This window comes from Stenotrophomonas sp. 86428_Sma (assembly GCF_056481585.1).
Map to the genome: position 1 here is coordinate 532,579 of NZ_CM151156.1, position 24,754 is coordinate 557,332.

Below are 24,754 nucleotides of genomic sequence, written 5' to 3' on the forward strand. Positions count from 1 at the left end.
AGCGATCCCCATCCCGCACACGAACGTCGATAAAGGATCGTACGGCCCCCAAAGGGGATCGTCGATGTAGGCAAGCTAACGTCGGTGCGGTACCACCCCAGCCCCTTAAAGATAGCTGGGAGCCGTACAAATGTCTGATTCTCTCGATATTGGCGTGGACGTGGACTCCAAGGAGTTCGTACCGGCAGTGGCCGACCGCAAGGCCGGCGACAGGATCGCCAACACCCGGGCCGGCATAGCCCAGTGGCTCAACACCTTGCCCCAGCGATGCCGGATTGGCATGGAGGCGACGGGGCGGTACTACGAGTTGTTGGCTCGGATGGCTGGCCAGGCAGGCCACGTTGTCTATGTGATCAATCCACGTCTGATCAAGCACTACGGCCGGGCGACGGGCTCGCGTGGCAAGACGGACGCCATGGACGCCGAAGCGATCGCCCGGTACGTGAAGAAGGAGAACGATCGCCTGCGTGAATACGTACCGCGTACCGACGAGCAGCAGCAGATGCACGATTTGCTGCGCAAGCGGCAGACGCTGGTAAAGACACGCGCGCGCCTGGAGCAATCCTTCGGGGTAAGCAAAAGTGCCCCCGGGGAGCTGTCAGATCTGTTCTGCGCTCTGGCTGGGACGCTGTCCGAGCTGGAAAGCGAACTGCAGCGCTTGGGTCGCGATGGAGAGCATGGCACGCTCTACAAGCGCCTGTTGACCATCCCTGGTGTCGGCCCTGCCGTCGCCGCTCACCTGATTTACTACATGACGCGCTGGCCGTTGGCCAACGCCAACGTGTGGATCGCCTGCACCGGCCTGGATCCCCGGCCTAACGAGTCTGGCGGAAGAACGGGACGGCGTCGGCTGTCCAAACAGGGCGCGCCAGTGCTGCGCCAGATGCTCTACATGGCCGCCATGGGGCTCAAGCGGTGTCGTCGGGGGCAACCGCTCTACGACGAGCTGTCAAAACGCGGTCACCCCAGCACCGCCGTCTTCAACATCCTGGCCAGAAAGCTGGCCAGGATCGCCTGGGGTGTCTTCAAAAGCGGCCGGGACTTCGATCCGGCGATGCTGAAGGTGGGTCAAGCCTGCTTCCAGCAGGCTTGACCACGAACATAGGATCTCGACTCTACGGGTGCCGACCGTTGGTCGGCACACCTGCCCCATCACACCCGGCCGAACACCAGCGCAGCGTTGGTGCCACCGAAGCCAAAGCTGTTGGACATCACGGTATCCAGCTTCTGCTCGCGGCTCTCGCGCAGGATCGGGAAGCTTTCCACCTTCGGGTCCAGTTCGCCGATGTTGGCCGAACCGGCAACGAAGCCATCGCGCATCATCAGCAGGCAGTAGATCGCCTCATGCACGCTGGCCGCACCGAGCGAATGGCCGGACAGCGCCTTGGTCGAGGACAGCGGCGGCACCGCATCGCCGAACACTTCGCGGATCGCATTGAGCTCGGTGACGTCGCCCAGCGGCGTGGAAGTGCCGTGGGTGTTGAGGTAGTCCAGCGGACGATCGACGCCCTGCAGCGCCATCTTCATGCAGCGCACCGCGCCTTCACCGGACGGCGCGACCATGTCGGCGCCATCGGACGTCACGCCGTAACCGATCAGCTCGGCATGGATGTGCGCGCCGCGCGCAATGGCGTGGTCGTAGTCCTCCAGCACCAGCATGCCGCCGCCACCGGCGATGACGAAGCCGTCGCGGTCCTTGTCGTATGGACGCGAGGCGCTGGCCGGGGTCTCGTTGAAGCTGGTCGACAGCGCGCCCATCGCATCGAACATCACGCTCATCGACCAGTGCAGATCTTCACCGCCACCGGCGAACATGATGTCCTGCGCGCCATGGCGGATCATGTCCGCGGCGGCGCCGATGCAGTGCGCCGAGGTCGCGCAGGCGGCCGACAGCGAGTAGCTGACACCCTTGATCTGGTAGGCGGTGGCCAGGCAGGCCGAGACCGTCGAGCACATCGTGCGCGGCACCATGTACGGGCCGACCTTGCGCACACCACGTTCGCGCAGCAGGTCGACTGCGCCGATCTGCCATTCGCTGGAGCCGCCGCCGGAACCGGCGATCAGGCCGGTGCGCAGGTTGCTGACCTGCTCGGGGCTGAGCCCGGCATCGGCGATCGCATCGCGCATGGACAGGTAGGCGAAGGCCGCCGCATCGCTCATGAAGCGCTTCTGCTTGCGGTCGATCAGCGCCTCCAGGTCGAGGTCGACGCGACCGCCTACCTGGCTGCGCAGGCCCGCTTCGGCGTGGTCGGCCAGGGCGGTGATGCCCGAGCGCCCTTCGCGCAGCGCAGCCGAAACGGTATCCAGATCATTGCCGAGGCAGGACGTGATGCCCATGCCGGTGATGACGACGCGACGCATCAGAAGCTCCCGGTTTCAGTGAACAGGCCGACGCGCAGGTCGCGCGCGCTGTAGATTTCGCGGTCATCCACGTACATGCGGGCGTCCGACTGGGCCATCACCAGCTTGCGGTTGATGACACGGCTGATGTCGATCTCGTAGCGCACCAGCTTGGCCTCCGGCAGTACCTGGCCGGTGAACTTCACCTCGCCGCAGCCCAGTGCGCGGCCCTTGCCGGGGGCGCCCAGCCAGGTCAGGAAGAAGCCGGTCAGCTGCCACATGGCATCCAGGCCGAGGCAGCCGGGCATCACCGGGTCGCCGATGAAGTGGCAGCCGAAGAACCACAGGTCCGGGCGGATATCCAGTTCGGCGCGTACCATGCCCTTGCCATGCGGTCCGCCGTCCTCGCGGATGTCGGTGATGCGGTCGAACATCAGCATCGGATCGTTGGGCAAACGGCCGGCGGCGGTGCCGAACAGTTCACCGCGTGCGCTGGCCAGCAGCTGTTCGCGGTTGAACGCGTGGAGACGGGTCATGAAGCACAATCCTGGAAGCGGGGAAACAGGGAAACAAGCGCTCGAGGATGCCCGTGGAAACTGCGCCGATCAAACATTTCAACCGTACGCAACCGTAGTGTTTTCAATGGAATACGCGCATCCTGTTGATGTGCAACGACCATACTTCGGCGTGTGGCCCGTTCGGCACGCCCCCGCCCTTTTCGCCTGACATGACCCGACTGCGCAAGATCATCCACGTCGACATGGACGCGTTCTACGCGTCGGTGGAGCAGCGCGACGATCCGTCACTGCGCGGCAAACCGGTGGTTGTGGCATGGCGCGGCGCGCGCTCGGTGGTGTGCGCGGCCTCGTACGAGGCACGCGTGTTCGGCGTGCGTTCGGCGATGCCTGCCGTGCGTGCCGAGCGCCTGTGCCCGGACGCGATCTTCGTGCCGCCGGACTTCGCGCGTTACAAGGCGGTGTCACAACAGGTACGCGCGATCTTCCTGCGCCATACCGACCTGGTCGAGCCGCTGTCGCTGGACGAGGCCTATCTGGACGTGACCGAGCCGAAGAGTGGCATCGAACTGGCCACCGACATCGCCCGTACCATCCGTGCGGAGATCCGCGAGGAGACGAACCTGACCGCTTCAGCCGGGATCGCGCCGAACAAGTTCCTGGCCAAGATCGCTTCGGACTGGCGCAAGCCCGACGGCCAGTTCGTGATTCCACCGCAGCGGGTGGACGCCTTCCTGCTGCCATTGCCAGTGAACCGCGTGCCCGGCGTCGGCAAGGTGATGGAAGGCAAGCTGGCCGCGCGCGGCATCGTCACCTGCGGCGACCTGCGGCAGTGGGCTCTGATCGACCTGGAAGAGGCGTTCGGAAGTTTCGGCCGCAGCCTGTACAACCGCGCACGCGGCATCGACGAGCGGCCGGTGGAGCCGGACCAGCAGGTGCAGTCGATTTCCTCCGAAGACACCTTCGCCGAGGATCTGCCGCTGGAAGACCTGGGGGAGGCGATCGTGCAGCTGGCGGAGAAGACCTGGAACGCCACCCGCAAGACCGAACGCGTCGGCCACACCGTGGTGCTGAAGCTGAAGACCGCGCAGTTCCGCATCCTCACCCGCAGCTTCACCCCGGAGCGCCCGCCGGAATCGATGGAAGAACTGCGCGACATCGCCCTGGCCCTGCGCGCCCGCGTCGACCTGCCGGCGGAGACGCGTTTCCGCCTGGTCGGCGTCGGGCTCGGCGGCTTCCGCGAAAAGGAGGCGGTGGTGCAGGGGGAACTGTTCGAGCACGGATCGAACGAGTCCGCAGGCAATCATTGATAGGGCTAAGAAGGGCCTTGATTCTGGCCGGTCAAACGGGCCCGTACAAATCTCCCAGCTCAATCAGTTGCAGATCTCTCGAAAGCCCTGCGGAACAAGATTGCCAGGGCATTTAATAGGACAAGCCCAGCTCAGCCATGATGGCTGGTACAGGTCTGCGCGTGACGGTTCTCTCGCGATCAACGAACAGTCACACCTATGGCGGAGTGAACCTTCGCAAGAGACATCCCTATCAGATAGTCGCAATCTCCGATTTCGCTGCCATTGGTCTTTGCAGACGTCACTATCGCCACAGCATCGAGATCTACCGAAACCAGAGGTCCGCCGCTGTCACCTGCATCACATAGCAAATCGTAAGGGCCGGCTAGATCCTCCACCCTAATCCAATCGCTCGTGCAGCTTTGGGAATTGCAGGTATTTGATTCTGTGTTCACGGAGGTGAGCGTGCCGCAGCTGTAGCCTGTCCGTGTTCCCGCATGGCAGAGCACCAGGAGTCCTTCCAGAGTTTCCCGCAGTAGATCCGGTCTGACCTTTCCCAAGTAGCCAATCGTGTTAAATCCATTCAATTTGGTGAAGGCCATCCAAGACGCTTCAAAACCGCTCGAGGCGGGGACGGGATGCCATTGCACGTCGTGACCTGCATCAAAGCGTCGTCGGTCAGGATCTCCATCAAGTACGACTGTGGCAGTGTCGCCAGATCCCGGGATCGGTTCGTACCGCAGGGTTGGCAGGCAATGTGCGGCAGTAATCAACCCGGGCTTTTCATCAGAATCATAGGCCCGAAATCCAAATGTGCAGTAAGAGTTGTTGGAAACAGCTCTCCCACCCGCACGAGTCTGTGGCGCTGACAGCAACTTGGAACGCCCTGAGGACTTCTTTAGTTCAATGGGTGCGGATAGAATGCGTCGCGCATTCTTTTCCTCGTCGACATAGATTTTTTCGAAATCTGTGCTGGGCAGCTCCACAACAATCACACCGCGCTGTCCGTCGATCATGATTCCCTGATGCTCCGGGAAAAGTTCTGCCACCTTTCCTGACTTAACTATCTGCTTCAATTGCGTCAGAGAGTGAGTTGCCCCGACCGTGAAGCGGTAGGTGATGGTGCCATAGACAGTGCTCACAGTTCGGAATGGCACTGGCTCAGTCCCGGTCAAGCGGACCGTCACGATCATCGGGTTCTCACTGAAGCTCTTGCCAGCGAAGCGATCAGGCATTCCTTCCAGAATGCGCGCAAGCTCTTCCCCTGCCGCAATTCGAAGTCTGAGCCGCCTGTCGGCTTCTTGGGTGGACAATCCCTCATGCTGCGCAAAGGCTTGAACAACGGGGTCGGTGGAGGGCGTCACTTGTTGAGAGAACGCGGGGGGCGCGGCCAGTGCGGTGGTGGACAGCAGTAGTTTGACCAAAGCATGTCTGATCTTCATCGTGAATTCTCCGTTCCATCGGTTCAATCAACAACGCAATCCATCGTACAGCTGTTGACGTTCAGGTCTGTGATGTTGGTCCCGGCTTGACGTTCGGCAAGGAGTGGCAAATGTGCGATGACCTGCGCGTCGTCGATCTGGTGAGTCGAACGTGGTCGCACTTATCAAGCAAGCTGGGGATGTTGAGGGTGCCGGCCAGCGGCCGGCACTACCGCAGGTGCAGGGCACAGCCCTGCAAAAGAAAATCCCCTACTTCATGGCCACTGCATCTCGCCCTTGGCCACCTTCGCACTCAACTCCAGCGACTCCACGCCCGCCAGCTTCGGGTAGCGCGCCTGCATCGCCTTCACCAGTGCCGCACTGTCCTTCGCCTTTGCCGCCTCAACATCGAACGCACGGATGTAGTCCGCGGTGAAGCGCAGCGCACTGGCATCCAACGCCGCACCCGGCGCGTAATGCCCCGGCACCACCACCTTCGGCTTCAGTGCCCGCAGCCGCTGCAGGGTCTGCAGCCAGTCGGTGTGCGACTTCGGCGTCTGCGTGTCGGCCATCCACACGTGTTCACCGGCCACCACCGGAATGCCACCGACGATCGCGCGCAGCGACGGCACCCACAGCACCGTGCGGTCCGGCGTGGGTCCATCCAGGCCGATCAGCTGCAGGCGCTGGCCTTCCAGTTGCAGGGCATCGCCGTCCAGCACCTGCGGCACCACGATGCGCGCCGGCACGTCGGCGCCCATCTTCGGTCCCCAGTAGGCCAGCTTGCCGGCCTGGGTCTGCTGGATGTGGGCGACGGTCTGCGCGGTGGCGACGATGCGCGCCTGCGGGAACGCGTCCTGCAGCGTGGCCAGGCCGAAGTAGTAGTCCGGATCACCGTGGCTGATGTAGATCGTGGTCAGCTGCTTGCCGCTGGCACGGATCAGCTCGACCAGCTTGCGCGCGTCGCTGGCAGCAAACTGCGCATCGACCAGGATCGCGTCGTGGCGGCCTTCGATCAGCACCGAGGACACCGAGAACATTGCCTGCGGGCCGGGATGGAAGGTCTGCAGGTGCAGTTGGGATTTTGTTGCTGCGGCGGGCGCCGCGGTGGCCGGTGCGGCCAGCAGCGGCGCACTGGTGAAGCTGGCGGCCAGGGCGAGGGGAAGCAGCAGGGCAGCGGTACGCATGGGAATTCCTTGTGTAGAGCCGGGCCATTGCCCGGCCGCAGGTTCGCGTAGAGCTGAGCGCGGGCTTGGCTCTACAAGGGACGTGCGTGGATCAATACGCTGCGGTGATGATCTGCTTCGGGTACGCGTGCGTCTCCAGTTCGGCGACGAAGGCGGCGCCGTAGTCGGCGTAGCTGATGCGGCTGTGGCCGCTGGCGTCGGCGAGGAACGCCTTGGGCTGCACGCGGTACTGGCCGCGCTCTTCACCCGGGCCGATTTCGGCGGCCGGCGAGAAGAAGGTCCAGTCCAGGTCATCCACTGCCTGCAGGCGGTTGAACGCCTCACGGTGGGCCAGCGCGTACGGCTTGTAGGCCTCCGGGAAGGTGGGGGTATCGACCAGCTGCACGCCGGGTGCGACTTCGAGGCTGCCGGCGCCACCGACCACCACCAGGCGCGGCACGCCGGCCTTGCGTGCGGCGGCCGCCAGCTGCGCGGCCACTTCACCGACGCGGCCGATGTCATCGCCCGGGCGCGGGCCGTAGGCACTGGCCAGCACGTCGTGGCCGGTGATGGCGGCAACCAGCGCGTCCTGGTCATCCAGCGAGGCGATCACCGGATGGGCACCGGCCAGCTCGGCCGGGAGGTCCTGCGCGCTGCGCACGATGACAGTGAGTTCGTGGCCGCGGGCCAGCGCGTGGCGGGCGATCTGGCGGCCGATGTTGCCGGTGGAACCAACGAGGGCGATTTTCATGGCATGACTCCGTGGGGCGGTGTGGGGTGGGAATGGGGCCACTCTAGGCTGCTGCAGTTGCTCGAAAAACAGCGTATAACGCGCTTGTTTGTTGCATGGATCGAGCATATGGACCGATTGACCGCCATGACCGTGTTCGTCGAGGTGGCCGAGCGCGGCAGCCTCACCGCCGCCGCCGAGGTGCTGGACATGTCGCGGGCAATGGTCAGCCGCTACCTGGCCGAGGTCGAGAGCTGGCTGGGCGCTCGCCTGCTGCACCGGACCACGCGCCGGGTCAGCCTGACCGGCCCCGGTGAGGCGGCGCTGGCGCGCTTCCGGCAGATGCTGGCGATCGGCGAAGAACTGCAGGGCGAGCTGGCCAGTGATGATCCCGAGCCGCACGGAACGCTGCGGGTGACCGCCAGCGTCTCATTCGGGCAGAGCCACCTGGCGCGGGCGGTGGCCGGCTTCGTCGCGCGCCATCCGGCGGCGCGCATCGAGCTGCTGCTGGTCGACCGCACGGTGAACCTGGTGGAGGAGCGGGTGGACCTGGCCGTGCGCATCGCGCGCCAGATCGATCCCAGCCTGATCGCACGGCGGCTGGCCACCTGCCGCTCGGTGCTGTGCGCGACGCCATCCTACCTGCAGGCGCGTGGCACACCGACCGCCCCCGAGCACCTGGCCGCGCACAACTGCCTGACCCACCACTACGTCGGCAAGAGCCTGTGGCAGCTGCACCGCGATGGGCGTTCGCTGTCGGTGGCGGTGGGCGGCAACATCAGCGCCAACGAGGCCTCGCTGCTGCTGGAGGCGGTGCGCGCCGGTGCCGGCATCGCCATGCTGCCGACCTACCAGGTGGCGCCGCTGCTGCGCAGTGGCGAGCTGATCGAACTGCTGCCCGAATTCAGCCTGGACGAACTCGGCATTCATGCCGTGTACGCGTCACGGCGCCAGCAGCCCGCTATCATGCGGCGATTCCTGGATTTCCTGGGCGAGTGTTTCGCCAGCCCGGCCTTCCAGGATCTGGATTGGCGCCCACCGGGCAAGGAGAACACATGAACCATGGACAGGCCTTGATCGACCACAACCGTGCTGCCTGGGACCGCCAGGCCAGCGAAGTGCGCGAATGGTCGCGCCCGGTGGAAAGTTCAACGATTGCCGCCGCGCGCGAAGGCCGCTGGCAGGTGCACCTGACGCCCCGCGCGTTGCCACTGGACTGGATGGGTGATGTGCGGGGCCGTCGCATCCTGTGCCTGGCCTCGGGCGGTGGCCAGCAGGCACCGGTGCTGGCCGCTGCGGGCGCTGACGTCACCGTGTTCGATCTCTCCGACGGGCAGCTGGAACAGGACCGCCAGGTCGCTGCGCGTGATGGCCTGCAGCTGCGCACGGTGCAGGGTGACATGCGCGATCTGCACGTGTTTGCCAACGACAGTTTCGATGTGGTGTTCCATCCGATCTCCAACCTGTACGTGCCTGATGTGCGCCCGGTGTGGACCGAATGCCGCCGTGTGCTGGCACGCGACGGGATGCTGATGGCGAGCTTCTACAACCCGGTGCTGTTCGTCGGTGCGCGTGATCCGCAGCTCGATGCACAGGGATTGATCCGGCCGCAGTACGCCATTCCCTATTCGGACCTGGAAGACCTGGCGCCAGCCGAGCGCGAGGCAAAGCTGGCACGCGGCGATGCGCTGACCTTCGGCCACAGCCTGACCGAACTGATCGGTGGGCAGCTGGATGCCGGCTTCGTCATCGATCGCTTCATGGAAGACTGGCAGCCGCAGCCGCGCTTCCTGATCGATCGCTATCTGCCCACCTTCCTGGCGACCCGCGCGCGCCGGATCGGCTGAGGCGGATCGGCGCAAAAACCTGCGGCGTACAATGGATGGCCCCACGTCATGCAGGTGCCATCCCTTGTCGTATCCCTATCCGCTGGTCGTGTTCGACCTTGATGGCACGCTGGTCGACAGCGCAGCTGATATCGCCGAAGCACTGAACCGCACGCTGGAGGACATCGGTGTGGCACGCGTGCCGGAAACCACGGTGCTCGGTTGGATCGGCGACGGTGTGCGCCGCCTGGTCGAGCAGGCCGTGCATGCCGCCGGTCGCGAGGTCGACCTGGCCGAAGTGATGCCGGTGTTCATGGTGCACTACCGTGAGTGCCTGCTGCGCAGCCCGCGCCTGTTCGATGGCGTGGCTGAAGCACTGGCGCAACTGCGTGCGCGCAACGTGCCGCTGGCGATCTGCACCAACAAGCCCGAAGCGCTGGTGCCACCGCTGCTGCAGCACCTGGGCATCGGTGATGCGTTCGCGCTGGTGCTGGGTGGCGACTCCCTGCCGCAGCGCAAGCCCAGTGGTGAACCGCTGCGGCATATCGCCGCGCACTTCGGGCTGCCTGTAGAGGCGTGCCTGATGGTCGGTGATTCGTTGACCGACTACCGCGCCGCCGAAGATGCAGGCATGCCGATCGCGCTGGTGCGTTACGGCTATCCGCGCGGCCTGGACCTGGCCACCGCGCATGCGGTGGCGGTGATCGACGACCTGCGTGAGTTGCCGGGGTTGCAGGGCTGATGCAACGGACATCCCTGGTCGCCGGCCGGTAACCCGGGCTGACGCAATGGGTAGTGCCGGCCGCTGGCCGGCAATCCCGGATCGGCGCATTGGGTAGTGCCGGCCGCTGGCCGGCAACCCGGGATGCGCTGCCGAAGGTCATGATGTTGCCGGCCAGCGGCCGGCACTACCATGACCGTCGCGGTCACTTCGGCTGGTAACGCACGCTCAGCTGGTACTCGCGGCCCGGCTGGTTGAACCACGCCACGGTTTCATACGTGCGGTCGAATACGTTGGCGGCGCGCGCCAGCAGCGACCACGATGGCGTCAGCGCGTACTCGGCGCGCAGGTCCAGCGTGCCGTAGCCGCCAACCTTCACCGAGTTGCTGGCGTTGTCATAGCGCTTGCCCGCACCCTGCACGGTCAGGCCGGCGCGGACGTCACTGAAGCGGCGGTCGACGTCCAGGCGCGCGGTCTGCTGCGCGCGGCGCGGCAGCCAGTTGTCGAACTGGGTGCTGCCGTGGGTGCGGTTGCGCGGGTCGGTATAGCTCAGCTGCGCATTGATGTCGAAGCCGGCCAGCAGCATGCCACCAGTCAGCTCGGCACCACGGATGCGCGCCTTCTCCACCTGCCGCATCTTCATCGTGGAGGCATCGTAGGTGATCAGGTCATCGATGCGGGTCTCGTACACGTCCAGGCCCCAGTGCCAGCCCTGGCCCTGCTGCGAAACGCCAAGGTTGGCGCTCTTGGACTTCTCCGGGTTCAACGTCGGCACGCCGCTCCACGGGTCGTACAGGTCGCTGAAGGTCGGCGCCTTGAACGCCGTGCCGTAGCTGGCATTGACGCGCAGGCCGTGCTCTAGTTCCATCGCCCAGCCCACGCTGCCGGTGGCGTGGTTGCCGAACTGCTGGTTGTCGTCGTTGCGCGCACTGGCCTGCAGCTGGTGGCGGCCGAAGCGGCCCTGGTACTGCACGAACACGCCGGTGTTGCGGCGGCTGTCGACGAGGTAACCCGCGCTGCTGCCATCCAGGTTGTCTTCGCTCCAATCCACGCCTGCACTCAGCAGCTGGCCCTCGGCCACGCCGAAGTCACCCTGCAGCGAGGCGCTGTCACGATGGGTCTGCGCGCTGCCGAACACCCCCGGTGCGCCGAAGTTGTCCGACTCGTTGTCACTGCGGCCGACGTTGGCGGTGAACGCCAGGCGTTCGGACGGGGTGTAGCGCACCTTGCCGGCCAGCACCTGCTGGCGGGTTTCCGAATAGTTGTAGTAACCGTCGTAGTGGTTCTTGCCGTCGGCGCGCAGTGCGCTGCCTTCCACGGTCCACTGGTCGTTGAAGCTGTAGCCGCCGCGCAGGCTCTTGGACAGGTTGCGGTAGCCGTCGCGGTCGTGCTCGTCGGCAAAGCAGCCTGCGTTGAACACCGAGGCGGAGCCGCGGCAGGCATCGATGCCGTCGGAATGCTGGTAGGCGATGTCGGCGCCGAACCAGCCGCGTTCGGTGCCACCGCCGATGCCGCCGCTGGCTTCGCGCAGGCCGTTGCTGCCACCGCCGAGCTGGAAGTGCGGAGCGAAATCGCCCTGGTTGCGGCGGGTGAAGATCTGGATCACGCCACCAATGGCGTCGGCACCGTACAGGCTGGACTGCGGGCCGCGCACGATTTCCACGCGTTCGATCTGCGCCAGCGGCAGGTCCTGGTACATGGCCAGGCCGAGGTCGGCACTGTTGATGCGCACGCCATCCACCAGCACCACGGTGTGGCCCGAGTTGGTGCCGCGCAGGAACAGCGAGCTCTGCTTGCCGAGGCCGCCGGAGTTGGTCAGGTTGATGCCGGCGCGGTCGCGCAGCAGTTCCTGCAGCGACGTGGCCTGGCTGGATTCGATCTGCGCGCGGTCGATCACCTGGGCCGGCGCGATGCTGTCCTGCAGGGCGATCGGGGTGCGGGTGGCGGTGACCAGGATCTGGTCGAGCGCGGTGGTGTCATCGGCGGCCTGGGCCAGCGCGGGCAGGGCGGCCAGCACGGCCAGGGACAGCATTCGGGACTGCAGCTTCATGGGGGACTCCAGGTGCCACGCACGCCCGCGTGGCGAAGGGGAGGAGCCGCGAGGGCAGGCATGCGCCGACGCCGCAGCGCAGGCTGCGGTCATCCAGCGCCATGCCCACCGCATCGCGACCTGAGGCTTCCTGGCCGGTCTCCGGGCTTGCCGCCGGGTGGCGCGAGGCCACCGTCCAGGCGCCTTCCCATGCCTGCGGCACAGTGGCGTTGTTGCCTGGAACTGACGTGCTTACCGTTGCGGGGGCAGCGCCGGCCTGGCGTGGATCCACGCGTCACCGGCTTCCCGTTTCAACCTGCCGGCCGTGGCCGCAGGTCACCTGGAAGTGCGCGCAGTCTACGGCATCGCAGGCGGCCCGTAGCGTCGAGCCTGCTCGACTGCCTTTGCTGTGCCCTTAGAATGGTCCCTCGATCCCGTGGTGCCGTTGCCGATGTCCGCCCGTTTTCCGCTGTTCCCGCGTTGCCTGTACAGGACGCACGCATGATCCTCGACCTGGTCCGCCATGCCGGCAACGGTCGCGATGAGTTCCTCGATGGCCGCAGTGATCCACCGCAGCTGGCCCGCCTGCCGCAGGAACTGGTCGACGCCTACGCTGCGCAGCCCTGGGAGCGGGTGATCAGTTCGCCGCGGCTGCGCTCGCTGCACACGGCGATGGCCCTGGCCACCCCGCGCGGGCTGGACGTGGAAGCGGACGAGGAATGGGAAGAGCTGGATTTCGGCGATTGGGACGGACAGTCGTTGTTCGACCTGCCGGAGGATGCATTGGCGGCCTTCCATGCCGACCCGCATGCATTCCCGCCGCCGAACGGCGAAAGCTGGGGCCACTTCGAGCGGCGTATCGCGCGCGCGCTGGATCGCCTGCTTGATGATGACGATCCGGTGCCGACGCTGGTGGTCAGCCACGGCGGCCCACTGCGCATGGTGCTGTCGCAGGTCTGCGGTCTGCCGATGTCGCTGTGCTGGGCGCTGCGCATCGACCACGGCACGCGCCTGCGGGTGTGGCTGGAGCGTGGCGAGATCGGGCTGGTGGGTGAGCTGCTGGAGCTGCAGCAGCCCTGACCGCAGTCGCCGGGCATGACCCGGCGCTACCGATCCCGCATCACAGTGGTAGTGCCGGCCGCTGGCCGGCATCCCCAGGAACGCGGAGGCCTCAATCCTCGTCCGCGCGCTCGGCCACGCTGTCCTCAGCGTCGTCGTCAGCATCGAAGCGCTGCTCATGCACCGGGCCCGAAGCGGGGCCGGCCGCCTTCAGCGGATGCGCAGCGATGCGCGCTTCGTAATCCTGCACCAGCGCCTCACGCTGCGGCTCGCTCAGTTCCTGCCAATGGCAGTCCAGCAACGCGCCTTCCAGTGAATAGAGCAGGTTCAGGCTGGGCTTGAAGCCGGCGCGCTTGACCTTGACGAAGGCACCGACCGCGCCGATCGCAACCAGATCCTCGCGGCTGCGCAGGCCGACCTGACGCAGCCACGCCGCACTCTTCGGGCCGATGTTGCGCAGCTTCGGTGCGCTCATCCCAGCGCCTCGACGAACACGCGGGCGATGGCTTCCAGGCCGGCTTGGTCGTCGGCATCGAAGCGGCCAACTTTCGGGCTGTCGATGTCGAACACGCCGATCAGTTCATCGCCGCGCAGCAACGGCACCACCAGTTCCGAGCGCGAGGCCGAATCGCAGGCGATGTGGCCGGGGAAGGCATCGACGTCCTCCACGCGCTGGGTCACGCGCTGGCTGGCGGCGGCACCGCACACGCCCTTGTCCAGCGGGATGCGCACGCAGGCCGGCAGGCCCTGGAACGGGCCGACCACCAGCTCCTTGCCGTCGTACAGGTAGAAGCCCACCCAGTTCAGGTCGGGCAGAGCGTGATAGACCAGTGCGGAGAGGTTGGCCGCGTTGGCGATGCGGTCGGACTCGGCGTAGACCAGGCCACGGGCCTGTTCCAGCAGCTGGGCGTATTGTTCCGGCTTGCTGCCGGTAAGCGAGGCATTGGCGAACATGCCCGCAGTCTAGCAAGCGCGCCGGGCCGGCGATAATGCAGGCTCTGTTGCCCCGCTGGAGCTTATCGATGCCGTTGCCCGCCACGCTGCCGCCTGCCCTGTTCGTCACCGGCACCGATACCGAGATCGGCAAGACCGCGGCCAGCACCGCGCTGCTGCATGCACTGCGCCGGCGCGGCCTGCGCGCAGTCGGCATGAAGCCCGTGGCCAGTGGCAGTGAAGATCTGGGGCAGGGCCTGCGCAACGAGGACGCGCTGGCGCTGCAGGCGGCCAGCTGGCCGGTGCCGGACTATGCCGACCTGAATCCGTACGCGCTGCGGCAGCCGCTGGCGCCGGAGCTGGCCGCTGCCGAGGATGGCGTGCAGGTGGAACTGGCACCGATCGTGGCCGCGTTCGCGCGCCTGCGTGCTCAGGCCGATGTCGTGGTGGTGGAGGGCGTTGGCGGTTGGCTGGCGCCGGTCTCGGCCACGCTGGACCAGCTTGACCTGGTGCGTGCATTGCATCTGCCGGTAGTACTTGTGGTCGGCATGCGGCTGGGCTGCGTCAACCACGCACGGCTGACTGCGCAGTCGCTGCAGGCCAGCGGCGTGGAGTGCCTGGGCTGGATCGGCAACCACATCGACCCGGTGATGCAGCGCCAGGATGAGAACATCGCGACGTTGCAGCAGCGCCTGCCGATGCCGTGCTGGGGGCGGCTGCCGTATCTGCCGGGAGCGGATGGCGAAGCGCTGTCGGCGCACCTGCTCGAATGACCCTGGGTAGTGCCGGCCGCTGGCCGGCAACTGCATCCACCCGGCGATCCCGAGGTTGCCGGCCAGCGGCCGGCACTACCGTGCTGCAGCTGCCAGCTCCCGCGCGATCGCACCGAGCCGCTCCACCGCGCTGATGAAGCGCGCATCCAGCGTCTGGCAGCACGACAGCCGCAGGCAGTGGCGGTAGCGCGCGCCGCGCGAATACACGCGGCGCTGGGCGCGCACGTGCTTGAGTGATCCTGGGTAGTGCCGGCCGCTGGCCGGCAACTGCATCCACCCGGCGATCCCGAGGTTGCCGGCCAGCGGCCGGCGTTACCGTGCCGCAGCCGCCAGCTCCTTCGCGATCGCACCGAGCCGCTCCACCGCACCGATGAAGCGCGCATCCAGCGTCTGGCAGCACGACAGCCGCAGGCAGTGGCGGTAGCGTGCGCCGCGCGAGTACACGCGGCGCTGGGCGCGCACGTGCTTGAGTGATCCTGGGTAGTGCCGGCCGCTGGCCGGCAACTGCATCCACCCGGCGATCCCGAGGTTGCCGGCCAGCGGCCGGCACTACCGTGTTGCAGCTGCCAGCTCCTTCGCGATCGCACCGAGCCGCTCCACCGCGCCGATGAAGCGCGCATCCAGCATCTGGCAGCACGACAGCCGCAGGCAGTGGCGATAGCGCGCGCCGCGCGAGTACACGCGGCGCTGGGCGTGCACCTGCTTGAGTGATCCTGGGTAGTGCCGGCCGCTGGCCGGCAACTGCATCCACCCGGCGATCCCGAGGTTGCCGGCCAGCGGCCGGCGTTACCGTGCCGCAGCCGCCAGCTCCTTCGCGATCGCACCGAGCCGCTCAACCGCACCGATGAAGCGCGCATCCAGCGTCTGGCAGCACGACAGCCGCAGGCAGTGGCGATAGCGCGCACCACGTGAATACACCTGGCCGGGCATGAACACGATGTCCTCTGCCAGCGCACGCTCGAACAGCTCACGCGTATCCACGCCCGGCAGTTCGAGCCACAGCAGGAAGCCGCCTTGCGGCTCGGTGGCACGGGTGCCGGCCGGGAAGTGTTCGGCCACCAGCTGGCGCAGCCGTCCCACCTGTTCGCGGTACAGCCGGCGCATGCGGTGCAGGTGATGCTCGTAGCTTCCGGCTTCCAGATACGCCGCCACCGCATCGCCGAGCAGTTGAGGCTCGCCACCGGTGGACTGGAATTTCAGCAGCGCGATGCGCTCGGCGAAGCGGCCGCCATCCAGCCAGCCGATACGGTAATCCGGCGCCAGTGTCTTGGAAAACCCACCGACCACCATCACCCAGCCATCGCGATCGAAGGCCTTCAGCAAGGGCGCCGGCGGTTCGCAGAATTGCAGCTCGGCATACACCGCATCTTCGATCAGCGGCAGTTGCCGTGCGTTGACCAGTTCGGCCAAGCGTTGCTTGGCGGGTGTCGGCATGGTGCAGCCCAGCGGGTTGTGCACGGTCGGCATCACCACCAGTGCAGCCAGCGACGTGTGCTCCAGCATCGCTTCCAGTGCATCGACATCCAGGCCGTGCTGCGGGTGGGTGGGCAGCTCGATGGCCTGCAGGCCGAGGTTGGCCAGCAACGGGTACAGGTTGAAGTAGGACGGCGCCTCGATGCCCACCGCATCACCGGGCTGGGTGACCGCGCGCAGTGCCAGCTGCAGGGCCTCCATCGCGCCGTGGGTCAGCAGCAGCCGCTCGCTGTGGGTGTGCAGGCCCATGCGTGGACCACGGCGCACGATCTGCGCCAGCAGCCGGGGTGAACCGTTGGGGCGCGCGTAGGTCTCCACCGTCTGCTGGCCGTGACGCAGCACCTGCGCGGTGTGACGGGTCAGCTGTGCGCCCGGATAGAACTGGCGACCGCGCGGACCGGCGAACGCCAGGTCGATCACACCGGGGCGGCGCTGTGCCTCCAGCACGCGCGCCATCAGCACCTGCTGCAGTGGTGCGGTGGGGGCGGACGGGGTATCACGCAGCGAACGCTCTGGCACCGACAATCGCGGCGCGACCTCGAAGCCGGCTTTGGGCCGCGGAATGACCAGGCCGGCGTCCTCCAGCTGGCGATAGGCCGCGATCACCGTGTTCAGGCTGAGCCTTCGCTGCAGAGCCATCTGCCGCAGTGAAGGCAGGCGGCTGCCGACCGGAAGGCGTCCGCCGTGGATGGCTTCGGCCAGTTCATCGGACAGCCGTTGGTAGCGGGGTGGGATCATCGCGCTCTGGTCATCTGTATCCATCGAACTTCCCGCCATCTGGTGCTGTACCCATGATGATGGCGAGCCTAGCATGTCATCGTCGGACGGGCCTGATCGGGGCACGGCCGATACTTCCCAAGCGCACGGCTGGATGGCCGTGCGTCTTTTTTGGGAGGTGGTACCGGCCGCTGGCCGGCGATCCCCAGATCCGCAGGAGCCGGCCAGCGGCCGGCACTACCCGGGTCGTTACCGCATCGGCACCAGCGCCGCGTCGCGCCGGTACAGCGCCGGGAACTGCTTGCCCAGTGCCGCCAGCTTCGGTGCGTCGTAGTAGCGGATGTAGGCCGCCTGCGGGTAGTTGGTCATGTAGTTCTGGTGGTAGCTCTCGGCCGGGTAGAAGTGCTGGCCGCTGACCAGCTGGGTGACGATCGGTGCGCGGTAGCTGCCGGCCTGGCCGAGCTGGGCGATGTAGGCGCGGCTGGCCGCCTGCTGGCGTGCGTCATCACTGAAGATCGCCGAGCGGTACTGGCTGCCCTGGTCCGGTCCCTGCCGATTGAGCTGGGTCGGGTCGTGCACCACCGAGAAGAACACCTGCATCAGCTGGCCATAGCTGACCTGGCGCGGGTCGTAGTCGATCTTCACGGCTTCGGCATGACCGGTCTGGCCACCGCTGACGCGCTCATAGCGCGCATTGGCCGCGCTGCCACCGATGTAGCCGGACACCGCATTGCTCACGCCTTTGACGTGCTGGAACACGCCCTGCACGCCCCAGAAGCAACCGCCGGCGAACACCACGCTGGCATGGGTGGCGTCATCGCGGAACGCGGCGTCGCCGCTGGGCGCCGGTAGTGCCTTGGCCTGCGCGCTGGCTTCCAGCGGTGCCGCGACTGCGCCGTGGTCGACCAGCAGCACGCCAGCGATCAATGCAGTAGCTACCAAGCCGGCGACACCGGCGGCGATACCTTGTTCAAAAGAGAGTTTCATCGTGTGCTCCCGTTTCAACCGAAGGTGAAGGCATAGGCCTGCACGCCCGCATCGAGGAATTCGATCTCGAAGCGATGCGGGCCGACCGTGCCGCGCTGGCGCACCAGCTGGTACAAGCGGTGTTCGTTGACCACGCCGCTGCCATCGGCGCCGACATCGCTGCCGGCATCGGCGGCGGGCAGCGGCTTGCCATCCAGCCAGACGCGGAAGCGCACTGGCTTGCCGTCCTCGCTCGGTGCCAGCACCAGGTGCAGGTCGCGCGCATGGAACTGGAAGGCAATGCGGCCACCGGCCTGCTGCAGCTGTGCGGCTTCGTCGGTGACGGTCCAGCGCCCGGACAGTCCCCATTGGTTCAACGCCAGAGTGGTGGGCAGCGTGTAGTCGAACGCGGTGTCGCTGCGCTGCCCGCCGGGCGAGGCGAACTGCTCGGCGCGGGCGTGGCCCAGGTAGGTTTCCGGCGAACGCAGGTTGCCCATGTCGGCCTGCACGGCCACGCCCTTCAGGTCGGCGGCAGCGGGATCGGCCGGTGGTGGCAGGTTGGTCTGCCCGGCTTCGGTCAGCAGGCGACGGATCATCTGTTCCGAGCGCGCATAGTTGCCCTCGCCGAACTGATGGCCGCGAATATTGCCCTGCGCGTCGACGAAGTACTGCGCCGGCCAGTAGCGGTTGTTGAAGGCGCGCCAGATCGTGTACTGGTTGTCGAGCACCACTGGGTACTCGACCTTCAGCTGCTGCACCGCCTTCATCACATTGCTCGGGTTGCGTTCGAAGGCGAACTCCGGCGTGTGCACGCCGAGCACCACCAGCCCATGGTCACGGTAGCGACGTTCCCATTCGTGCACGAACGGCATCGCGCGCAGGCAGTTGATGCAGGAGTAGGTCCAGAAATCGACCAGCACCACCTTGCCGCGCAACTGCTGGGCCGTCAGCGGTGGGCTGTTGAGCCAGCCGGTGGCGCCGTCCAGCGCGGGCAGGGTGCCTTCCACCGGCAGCGGTGCATCGGCAGCGGCGTTGGCACCGGCCATCATCATCATCGGCGGAGCCGCCGGCTGCGCGCCGGGAACGGCATCCAGCAGGCCCTGCTCGATACGCGCGGTGCTGACCGTAGAAAGACGGGTCAGCAGGCCGGTATCCCAGCCCAGGCCGATCGCCACCACCGCCAGCAAGGCGGCCAAGCCCAGCACCTTGCGCAGCACATCGCCAAGGCCAAGCCGCGCGTGCAGCGCACGGAACACGCGGCCGCCCACCCACACGGCCAGGGCCAGCGCCGTGATCGCGCCCAGCGCATACGCCAGCAGCAGGGCAGTGGTACCCACGCTGGCGCCATGCAGCGCGGCACCGGTCAGCACCAGGCCGAGGATCGGCCCGGCGCAGGGCGCCCACAGCAGGCCGGTGGCGATGCCGATCAGCAGCGAGGTCCACGCACCGCCACGCCCCGCTGCGTCGGCCGCATCGGCACGCGCGCTCAAGCGGGCACCCACGCGCTGGAACGGCGCCAGCAGATGGTCGGCCAGTCGTGGCCAGAGCAATGCCAGTGCGAACAGCGCCATCAGCAGCAGGGCGATCCAGCGTCCGACCTGGTTGGCCTGTGCCACCCATTGGCTGCCCACCGCAGCCAGGCTGGCGACCACGGTGAAGGTGAGTGCCATGCCCAGCAGCAGCGGCAGCGTGCTGCGCAGGAAGGGGCGGTCGGCACGCGCGAACACGAACGGCAGCACCGGCAGGATGCAGGGACTGAGCAGGGTCAGCGCGCCCCCCAGGTAGGCAAGCAGCAACAGCAGCATGGTCAGGCTCCGGAAGCAGGGGAAGAACCGACCGGCACCCGCCAGCCATCGGCGGTACCGCCCTCAGCGGCACCGGGAACGAACACCATCGCCGCGCCGTTCATGCAGTAGCGAAGTCCGGTTGGGCGAGGCCCGTCGTTGAACACATGACCGAGGTGGCCACCGCAGCGGCGGCAGTGCACCTCCACCCGCAGCATGCCGAAGGTGACGTCGCGGTCTTCGCCGATGGCGTTGTGCAGCGGCGCCCAGAAGCTGGGCCAGCCGGTGCCGCTCTCGAACTTGGTGGAGGAGGAGAACAGCGGCAGCGCACAGCCGGCGCAGGCAAACGTGCCCTGCCGGTGTTCCTTGTTGAGCGGGCTGCTGTACGGGCGCTCGGTGGCCTGCTGGCGCAGCACCGCGTACTGCGCCGGAGTCAGCTGCTGGCGCCACTGCGCATCGCTGTGCATGACCTCGAACTGTCGCGGCGGGCGTGCTTCAGCGGCCGCCGGGGCGGCGCGGCTGCAGGCCCCCAGGCCGAGCAGGCCGGCGGCGGTGGCAACACCGCCCAGGCCCAACAGATGGCGGCGGGAGAGGGACATGGCGGACTCCGGGAAGGGGCGACGGGGCCATGCTGCGCCCGCCCGGGTCAACGAATCCTCACGCAGGATTCAATTTTTCGTGAGGTATCGGCGGCCGTCCCGCGCCACAATGCAGCCAGCCTCCCCACTGGCCCCGAGCTGCCGATGTCCACCAAACGCGTGCTGATCGTTGAAGACGATGCCCACATCGCCGACCTGCTGCGCATGCATCTGGGCGATGAGGGTTACGACGTCGCCCATGCCGCCAGCGGCGATGCCGGCCTGCGCCTGCTCGAGCAGGACGGCCCGTGGGATGCACTGGTGCTGGACGTGATGCTGCCCGGCGTGGATGGGCTGCAGGTGTGCCAGCGTGCACGCGCGATGGCGCGCTATGTACCGATCATCATCATCAGCGCGCGCGGCAGCGAAACGCAGCGGATCGTCGGCCTGGAACTCGGCGCGGACGACTACCTGGCAAAACCCTTCTCGATGCCGGAACTGGTGGCACGGGTACGCGCGCTGCTGCGCCGCGCCGAGGCGATGGCGCAGAGCGCGCGCATCGATGCCGGCGCGATCGAGCTGGGTGGGCTGCAACTCGATCCGGTCGCGCGCACCGCGTCGGTGGATGGCAATACGTTGGAGCTGACGCCGCGCGAATTTGATCTGCTGCTGTTCTTCGCCCGTCATCCGGACCAGGTGTTCGCGCGTATGGAGCTGCTCAACCAGGTCTGGGGCTATCAGCACGATGGTTACGAGCATACGGTCAATACCCATATCAACCGCCTGCGCAGCAAGATCGAGCCGGACCCGGCCAACCCGCGGCGGCTGCTGACGGTGTGGGGCCGCGGCTACAAGCTGGTCGACCCGGCCGGGGCGGCGGCATGATTAAGCCCAATCTGTGGCAGAAGCTGGCGGCGGTGATCGCCGCGCTGATGCTGATGTGCTGCATGGCGTTGCTGGCACTGCAGATGCGCGCCAACACCCGCCATGAGCAGGAAGTGGTGCAGCGGCTGTCGCTGGGCCTGGCCGAACACATCGCCCAACGCAGCGAACTGATGGACACCAGCGGCATGCGCGATGCTGCGGTGCGTGCGCTGTTCGGCCAGCTGATGGCGGTCAATCCCAGCGTCGAGGTCTACCTGCTGGACGACCAGGGCCGCATTCTCGGCCACGACGCGCCCAGCGGCCATCTGGTGCGCAACAAGGTGGACGTGGCACCGCTGCGCCGCCTGCTGGCTGGTGCGCCACTGCCGATCCTCGGCGATGACCCGCGCAGCGCCGATGGCCGCAAGGTGTTCAGTGCTGCACCGTTGATCGTGCAGGGCCGCCAGGCCGGTTATGTGTACGTAGTGCTGGTCGGCGAACACCGGCAGATGCTCGCCGACGACCTGGCGGCGGGCAGCCAGTGGAACACCACATGGTGGTCGGTGATGCTGGTCGGAAGCCTCGGCCTGCTGGCCGGGCTGGTGGCGTTCTACTGGGTGACGCGTCCGCTGCGGCGCCTGACCCGACGCATCCAGGCGTTCGACATCGACGCGCCGACCCCACTGCCGCCGCCGGAGCCACTGCGGCCCGGTGAGCGCGATGAACTGGTGATCCTGGAACACGCGCACGCGCAGATGGCGCAGCGCCTGGGGGAGCAATGGCAGCAGTTGCGCCAGCAGGACCTGCAGCGGCGCGAACTGGTGGCCAACATCTCGCATGACCTGCGCACGCCGCTGTCGTCGCTGCACGGGTACCTGGAAACGCTGGCATTGAAAGACGCCACGCTGTCGCCGGATGAGCGCCGGCGTTATCTCGGTATCGCGCTGGCACAGAGCGCCAAGGTTGGCCGGCTGGCGCGTGCGCTGTTCGAGCTGGCGCGGCTGGAACATGGCGAAGTGCGCCTGGAGTGGGAAGTGTTCGCGCTGCCGGAACTGCTGCAGGACGTACTGCAGAAATTCGAGCTGGCGGCGCAGGCACGCAACCAGCGCCTGCACGCCGCGTTCCCGCCCGGCCTGCCGCTGGTGCGTGCCGACCTGGGCCTGGTCGAGCGGGTGCTGACCAATCTGCTTGACAACGCGTTGCGGCATGCGCCCGAGGGTGGCCAGATCGAGGTGCGCCTGCGCGCGACGCAGGACAGCGTTGAGGTGAGCGTGGCCGACGATGGCCCCGGAGTAGCTCCCGCGTTGCGTGCGCAGCTGTTCCAGGCGCCGGCCGCGCTGGGCGCACGGCGTGGCGAGAACGGTGGGCTTGGCCTGCTGATCGTGCAGCGGATCGTGCAGCTGCATGGCCGCCGCATCGAACTGCGTGACAGTGAGCGTGGCGCGCTGTTCGTGTTTGCCCTGCCGCGCGCGGAACCGGCGGCCTAGCAGGTCGTCTCGCTCTCCACGGCACCGCCGCTTTCCAGCGGCAGGTGCAGGCGGATGCAGGCACCGCCCAGTTCGGAGTCGGTCACTTCAACGTGGCCGCCATGCTTGTCGGCCACCACCTGCACCAGTGCCAGGCCGAGACCGAAACCGGGGCTGCCCGGGTCCAGCCGCACATAGGGTTGCAGCACCTGGCCGCGCAGTTCGGGCGCGATGCCGGGGCCGTCGTCCTCCACCTGCAGGCACAGCCGGCCATCGTTGACCGTGCTGGCGATGCGGATCTGCCGCCGCGCATAGCGCAAGGCATTGCCGAGCAGATTGCGTAGCGCCAGTTCCAGCATATGCCGGTTGACGTTGACCAGGCCTGCTGGCGACAGCGCCTGCTGTACCGGCAGCGGCAGCGGTGCGAACTGGGCCACCACGCCACGGACCAGCGCGGCCAGCTGCAGGCGCTGGCGGGTCAGCTGATGGCAACGACCGAGTGCGGCGTATTCGACGCCGGCATCGGTGAGGTGCTGCAGCCGATCGACATCGGTGCGCAGCCCACCCAGCGCATCGCGCTGGATCTCGTCGAGTGCGGTGTCCTCCAGGTCGGCCAGGCCGAAGCGCATCCGCGCCAACGGCGTGCGCACTTCATGCGCGACCGCCTGCGCCAGCACGCGCTGGCTCTCCAGCAGCTGCTGCAGCTGCTCGGCCATGTGGTTGAAGGCATTGGCCAGCGGCCGCACCAGCGCGGTGCCGGCACGCGGCGCACGCGTATCCAGCTGGCCGTCGCGCATCTGCCGCGCCGCCTGTGCCAGCTGCGACACATCGCGCCACAGGCGGTAGACCATTACATACATCGGCAGCGCCACGGCCACCATCAGGATCAGCAGCAGGATCGCCACGCCGGACACTTCGCTGTCCTGCCAGCCTTCCTCAGGCAACGCTTCATCCAGTGGCCCCAGCATCACGGCATAGTCGCTGTCGCCGATCCGCTGCAGGCTGCGCATGTGTTCCAGGTCGATCTGCACACGGCCGTTGTTGAACGGCGGTCGCTGGCTGGCCGACAGCGCCTTCTCCGCCTGGGCCAGCGGCACCATCCGCAGGGCATAGGCGAAGTCGGCGTCGAGCCCTCGTGCCAGCGCCGGCCACTGGTCACGTGGTGTTTCCGCGAAGCGTTGCTGCAGCAGCGCATGGGTGCCACGCATCTCGGCCAGCAGGCTGGCTTCGGTGCGGTCTTCCAGCAGCGCATCCCAGGCCCACAGGCCCAGCACGATCAGCAGCAGGTGGGCGACCAGGAAGCCGATGCCGTAGCGCAGGAAGTGGAAGGCGTGGCCGCGCATCGCCGAGTGCGTGCGCTTCATCCCCATGCCGAGCGGCTGAACAGGTAGCCGCGTCCACGGACGGTCTTGATCCGCTCCGGTTGTTCAGGGTTGTCGCCCAGCTTGCGGCGCAGGCGCGAGATGCGCGCATCGATCGAACGGTCCAGGCCGTCAAAGGCGATGCCACGCAGGCCGCGCAGCAGCGCATCGCGGTCCAGGATCTGGCCGGCGTTGCTGGCCAGCAGGAACAGCAGGTCGAACTCGGCCGTGGTCAGCTCCAGCAGGCCGCCCTGCAGGTGCACGTTGCGGGTGGACGGGTCGATGTTCAGCTCGCCGAAGCGCAGGCTGCCGTCGCGAGGTTCGACCCGGCGATGGCGGCGCAGGTGGGCACGCAGGCGGGCGAGCAGCACCCGCGGTTCGATGGGTTTACAGATGTAATCGTCGGCCCCCAGCTCCAGTCCCAGCACCTGGTCGATGTTGTCGGTGCGGGCGGTCAGCACACAGATGATGCCGTCATAGTGGGGCCGGATCTGCCGACACACTTCGAAACCATCCTGGTCGGGCAGGCCGACATCGAGCAGGACCAGGGCCGGCTTCTCGGCCAGGATCCGGGCCACCGCGCGCTCACCACTGCGCTCATGGGCCACCTGATAGCCATGCCGCTGCAGATAGTCGCTGACCATCGTACCCAGGCGGGCATCGTCTTCAACCAGTACGATATCCAGCATTTTCAAGGCCTCCGTGGGCGCAAACGTACCGCCACGGCACGAGCGCGGCGATGC

General features: G+C 67.1%; 26 protein-coding genes and 1 riboswitch. Of the genes, 9 read left to right on the forward strand and 17 right to left on the reverse strand.

Features of this window, described 5'->3' with window-relative positions:
* Positions 1 to 187 precede the first annotated feature (187 nt).
* On the forward strand, positions 188 to 1,093 hold the full coding sequence (locus ACZK3J_RS02395; protein WP_478476072.1) for an IS110 family transposase: 906 nt from the start codon (positions 188 to 190) through the stop codon (positions 1,091 to 1,093).
* A 59-nt stretch (positions 1,094 to 1,152) separates the two neighbouring features.
* On the opposite strand, the gene fabB is transcribed toward ACZK3J_RS02395, so the two are convergent.
* Together fabB and fabA are read right to left on the reverse strand one after the other, a co-directional pair.
* The gene (gene fabB / locus ACZK3J_RS02400; protein ID WP_100437792.1) at positions 1,153 to 2,361 is read right to left on the reverse strand and encodes a beta-ketoacyl-ACP synthase I; all 1,209 of its coding nucleotides are present in this window, start codon (positions 2,359 to 2,361) and stop codon (positions 1,153 to 1,155) included.
* The gene (fabA, locus tag ACZK3J_RS02405; protein ID WP_005407930.1) at positions 2,361 to 2,876 is read right to left on the reverse strand and encodes a 3-hydroxyacyl-[acyl-carrier-protein] dehydratase FabA; all 516 of its coding nucleotides are present in this window, start codon (positions 2,874 to 2,876) and stop codon (positions 2,361 to 2,363) included. Before fabA ends, fabB begins: the two co-directional genes overlap by 1 nt.
* A gap of 191 nt (positions 2,877 to 3,067) precedes the next feature.
* On the opposite strand from fabA, the gene dinB reads away from it, so the two are divergent.
* Positions 3,068 to 4,165: a DNA polymerase IV gene (dinB, locus tag ACZK3J_RS02410; protein WP_478476379.1), complete on the forward strand. Its 1,098-nt coding sequence runs from the start codon at positions 3,068 to 3,070 to the stop codon at positions 4,163 to 4,165.
* 179 nt (positions 4,166 to 4,344) lie between these two features.
* On the opposite strand, the gene ACZK3J_RS02415 is transcribed toward dinB, so the two are convergent.
* The 3 genes from ACZK3J_RS02415 to ACZK3J_RS02425 all read right to left on the reverse strand — a co-directional run bounded on the left by ACZK3J_RS02415 (position 4,345) and on the right by ACZK3J_RS02425 (position 7,482).
* Positions 4,345 to 5,586, reverse strand: a complete 1,242-nt coding sequence (locus ACZK3J_RS02415) for a chymotrypsin family serine protease (RefSeq protein WP_478476380.1) — start codon at positions 5,584 to 5,586, stop codon at positions 4,345 to 4,347.
* A 254-nt stretch (positions 5,587 to 5,840) separates the two neighbouring features.
* Positions 5,841 to 6,752, reverse strand: a complete 912-nt coding sequence (locus ACZK3J_RS02420; RefSeq protein WP_478476381.1) for an MBL fold metallo-hydrolase — start codon at positions 6,750 to 6,752, stop codon at positions 5,841 to 5,843.
* Positions 6,753 to 6,843: 91 nt separating this feature from the next.
* Positions 6,844 to 7,482, reverse strand: a complete 639-nt coding sequence (locus ACZK3J_RS02425; protein ID WP_100437795.1) for an NAD(P)-dependent oxidoreductase — start codon at positions 7,480 to 7,482, stop codon at positions 6,844 to 6,846.
* 108 nt (positions 7,483 to 7,590) lie between these two features.
* Here ACZK3J_RS02425 and ACZK3J_RS02430 point away from each other — a divergent pair, with 108 nt between their 5' ends.
* The 3 genes from ACZK3J_RS02430 (at position 7,591) to gph (ending at position 10,029) form a co-directional block, all read left to right on the forward strand.
* Positions 7,591 to 8,520 carry a LysR family transcriptional regulator gene (locus ACZK3J_RS02430; RefSeq protein ID WP_049398348.1) on the forward strand — a complete coding sequence of 310 codons (930 nt, stop codon included), beginning with the start codon at positions 7,591 to 7,593 and terminating at the stop codon, positions 8,518 to 8,520.
* Positions 8,517 to 9,308 (forward strand): class I SAM-dependent methyltransferase, encoded by a 792-nt coding sequence (locus tag ACZK3J_RS02435; RefSeq protein ID WP_049398349.1) that lies wholly within the window; start codon positions 8,517 to 8,519, stop codon positions 9,306 to 9,308. Before ACZK3J_RS02430 ends, ACZK3J_RS02435 begins: the two co-directional genes overlap by 4 nt.
* Before the next feature lie 64 nt (positions 9,309 to 9,372).
* The gene (gph, locus tag ACZK3J_RS02440) at positions 9,373 to 10,029 is read left to right on the forward strand and encodes a phosphoglycolate phosphatase (RefSeq protein WP_478476382.1); all 657 of its coding nucleotides are present in this window, start codon (positions 9,373 to 9,375) and stop codon (positions 10,027 to 10,029) included.
* Between the two features lie 184 nt (positions 10,030 to 10,213).
* On the opposite strand, the gene btuB is transcribed toward gph, so the two are convergent.
* Positions 10,214 to 12,058, reverse strand: a complete 1,845-nt coding sequence (gene btuB / locus ACZK3J_RS02445; protein ID WP_478476383.1) for a TonB-dependent vitamin B12 receptor — start codon at positions 12,056 to 12,058, stop codon at positions 10,214 to 10,216.
* 115 nt (positions 12,059 to 12,173) lie between these two features.
* Positions 12,174 to 12,396: riboswitch (cobalamin riboswitch) on the reverse strand.
* Between the two features lie 142 nt (positions 12,397 to 12,538).
* Here btuB and ACZK3J_RS02450 point away from each other — a divergent pair.
* The gene (locus ACZK3J_RS02450; RefSeq protein WP_100437797.1) at positions 12,539 to 13,117 is read left to right on the forward strand and encodes a histidine phosphatase family protein; all 579 of its coding nucleotides are present in this window, start codon (positions 12,539 to 12,541) and stop codon (positions 13,115 to 13,117) included.
* Positions 13,118 to 13,208: 91 nt separating this feature from the next.
* Here ACZK3J_RS02450 and ACZK3J_RS02455 read toward each other — a convergent pair whose 3' ends face one another.
* Together ACZK3J_RS02455 and ACZK3J_RS02460 are read right to left on the reverse strand one after the other, a co-directional pair.
* Positions 13,209 to 13,571: a TfoX/Sxy family protein gene (locus ACZK3J_RS02455; RefSeq protein ID WP_032128727.1), complete on the reverse strand. Its 363-nt coding sequence runs from the start codon at positions 13,569 to 13,571 to the stop codon at positions 13,209 to 13,211.
* Positions 13,568 to 14,050, reverse strand: a complete 483-nt coding sequence (locus tag ACZK3J_RS02460) for a GAF domain-containing protein (RefSeq protein WP_005407940.1) — start codon at positions 14,048 to 14,050, stop codon at positions 13,568 to 13,570. Before ACZK3J_RS02460 ends, ACZK3J_RS02455 begins: the two co-directional genes overlap by 4 nt.
* A 68-nt stretch (positions 14,051 to 14,118) precedes the next feature.
* Between ACZK3J_RS02460 and bioD the strand changes: the two genes are divergently transcribed.
* Positions 14,119 to 14,802, forward strand: coding sequence for a dethiobiotin synthase (gene bioD / locus ACZK3J_RS02465; RefSeq protein ID WP_182267212.1), 684 nt, complete (start codon positions 14,119 to 14,121; stop codon positions 14,800 to 14,802).
* A 75-nt stretch (positions 14,803 to 14,877) separates the two neighbouring features.
* Here the strand turns inward: bioD and ACZK3J_RS02470 are convergent, their stop codons facing one another.
* From ACZK3J_RS02470 to msrB, 7 genes are all read right to left on the reverse strand, one after another.
* Entirely contained in the window at positions 14,878 to 15,027 is a 150-nt protein-coding gene (locus tag ACZK3J_RS02470) for a hypothetical protein (RefSeq protein ID WP_478476998.1), read from the reverse strand.
* Positions 15,028 to 15,114: 87 nt separating this feature from the next.
* Positions 15,115 to 15,264, reverse strand: a complete 150-nt coding sequence (locus ACZK3J_RS02475; protein ID WP_157805922.1) for a hypothetical protein — start codon at positions 15,262 to 15,264, stop codon at positions 15,115 to 15,117.
* An 87-nt stretch (positions 15,265 to 15,351) separates the two neighbouring features.
* Positions 15,352 to 15,549, reverse strand: a complete 198-nt coding sequence (locus ACZK3J_RS02480; RefSeq protein WP_164080447.1) for a hypothetical protein — start codon at positions 15,547 to 15,549, stop codon at positions 15,352 to 15,354.
* A 39-nt stretch (positions 15,550 to 15,588) separates the two neighbouring features.
* Positions 15,589 to 17,037: an aminotransferase-like domain-containing protein gene (locus tag ACZK3J_RS02485; protein ID WP_478476384.1), complete on the reverse strand. Its 1,449-nt coding sequence runs from the start codon at positions 17,035 to 17,037 to the stop codon at positions 15,589 to 15,591.
* A gap of 204 nt (positions 17,038 to 17,241) precedes the next feature.
* Positions 17,242 to 17,979, reverse strand: coding sequence for a peptide-methionine (S)-S-oxide reductase MsrA (msrA, locus tag ACZK3J_RS02490; RefSeq protein WP_049398354.1), 738 nt, complete (start codon positions 17,977 to 17,979; stop codon positions 17,242 to 17,244).
* A 14-nt stretch (positions 17,980 to 17,993) separates the two neighbouring features.
* Positions 17,994 to 19,763 carry a cytochrome c biogenesis protein DipZ gene (locus ACZK3J_RS02495; protein WP_478476385.1) on the reverse strand — a complete coding sequence of 590 codons (1,770 nt, stop codon included), beginning with the start codon at positions 19,761 to 19,763 and terminating at the stop codon, positions 17,994 to 17,996.
* Between the two features lie 2 nt (positions 19,764 to 19,765).
* Positions 19,766 to 20,341 (reverse strand): peptide-methionine (R)-S-oxide reductase MsrB, encoded by a 576-nt coding sequence (msrB, locus tag ACZK3J_RS02500; RefSeq protein ID WP_478476386.1) that lies wholly within the window; start codon positions 20,339 to 20,341, stop codon positions 19,766 to 19,768.
* 144 nt (positions 20,342 to 20,485) lie between these two features.
* Between msrB and ACZK3J_RS02505 the strand changes: the two genes are divergently transcribed.
* Entirely contained in the window at positions 20,486 to 21,205 is a 720-nt protein-coding gene (locus tag ACZK3J_RS02505) for a response regulator transcription factor (RefSeq protein WP_014645826.1), read from the forward strand.
* Positions 21,202 to 22,671 carry a sensor histidine kinase gene (locus ACZK3J_RS02510; RefSeq protein ID WP_100437804.1) on the forward strand — a complete coding sequence of 490 codons (1,470 nt, stop codon included), beginning with the start codon at positions 21,202 to 21,204 and terminating at the stop codon, positions 22,669 to 22,671. The genes ACZK3J_RS02505 and ACZK3J_RS02510 overlap by 4 nt, the downstream gene beginning before the upstream one ends.
* On the opposite strand, the gene ACZK3J_RS02515 is transcribed toward ACZK3J_RS02510, so the two are convergent.
* Both ACZK3J_RS02515 and ACZK3J_RS02520 read right to left on the reverse strand, forming a co-directional pair.
* Entirely contained in the window at positions 22,668 to 24,014 is a 1,347-nt protein-coding gene (locus ACZK3J_RS02515) for an ATP-binding protein (RefSeq protein ID WP_478476387.1), read from the reverse strand. The two genes, ACZK3J_RS02510 and ACZK3J_RS02515, sit on opposite strands and share 4 nt — an antisense overlap.
* Positions 24,011 to 24,700: a winged helix-turn-helix domain-containing protein gene (locus ACZK3J_RS02520; protein WP_478476388.1), complete on the reverse strand. Its 690-nt coding sequence runs from the start codon at positions 24,698 to 24,700 to the stop codon at positions 24,011 to 24,013. Before ACZK3J_RS02520 ends, ACZK3J_RS02515 begins: the two co-directional genes overlap by 4 nt.
* Positions 24,701 to 24,754: the final 54 nt, after the last annotated feature.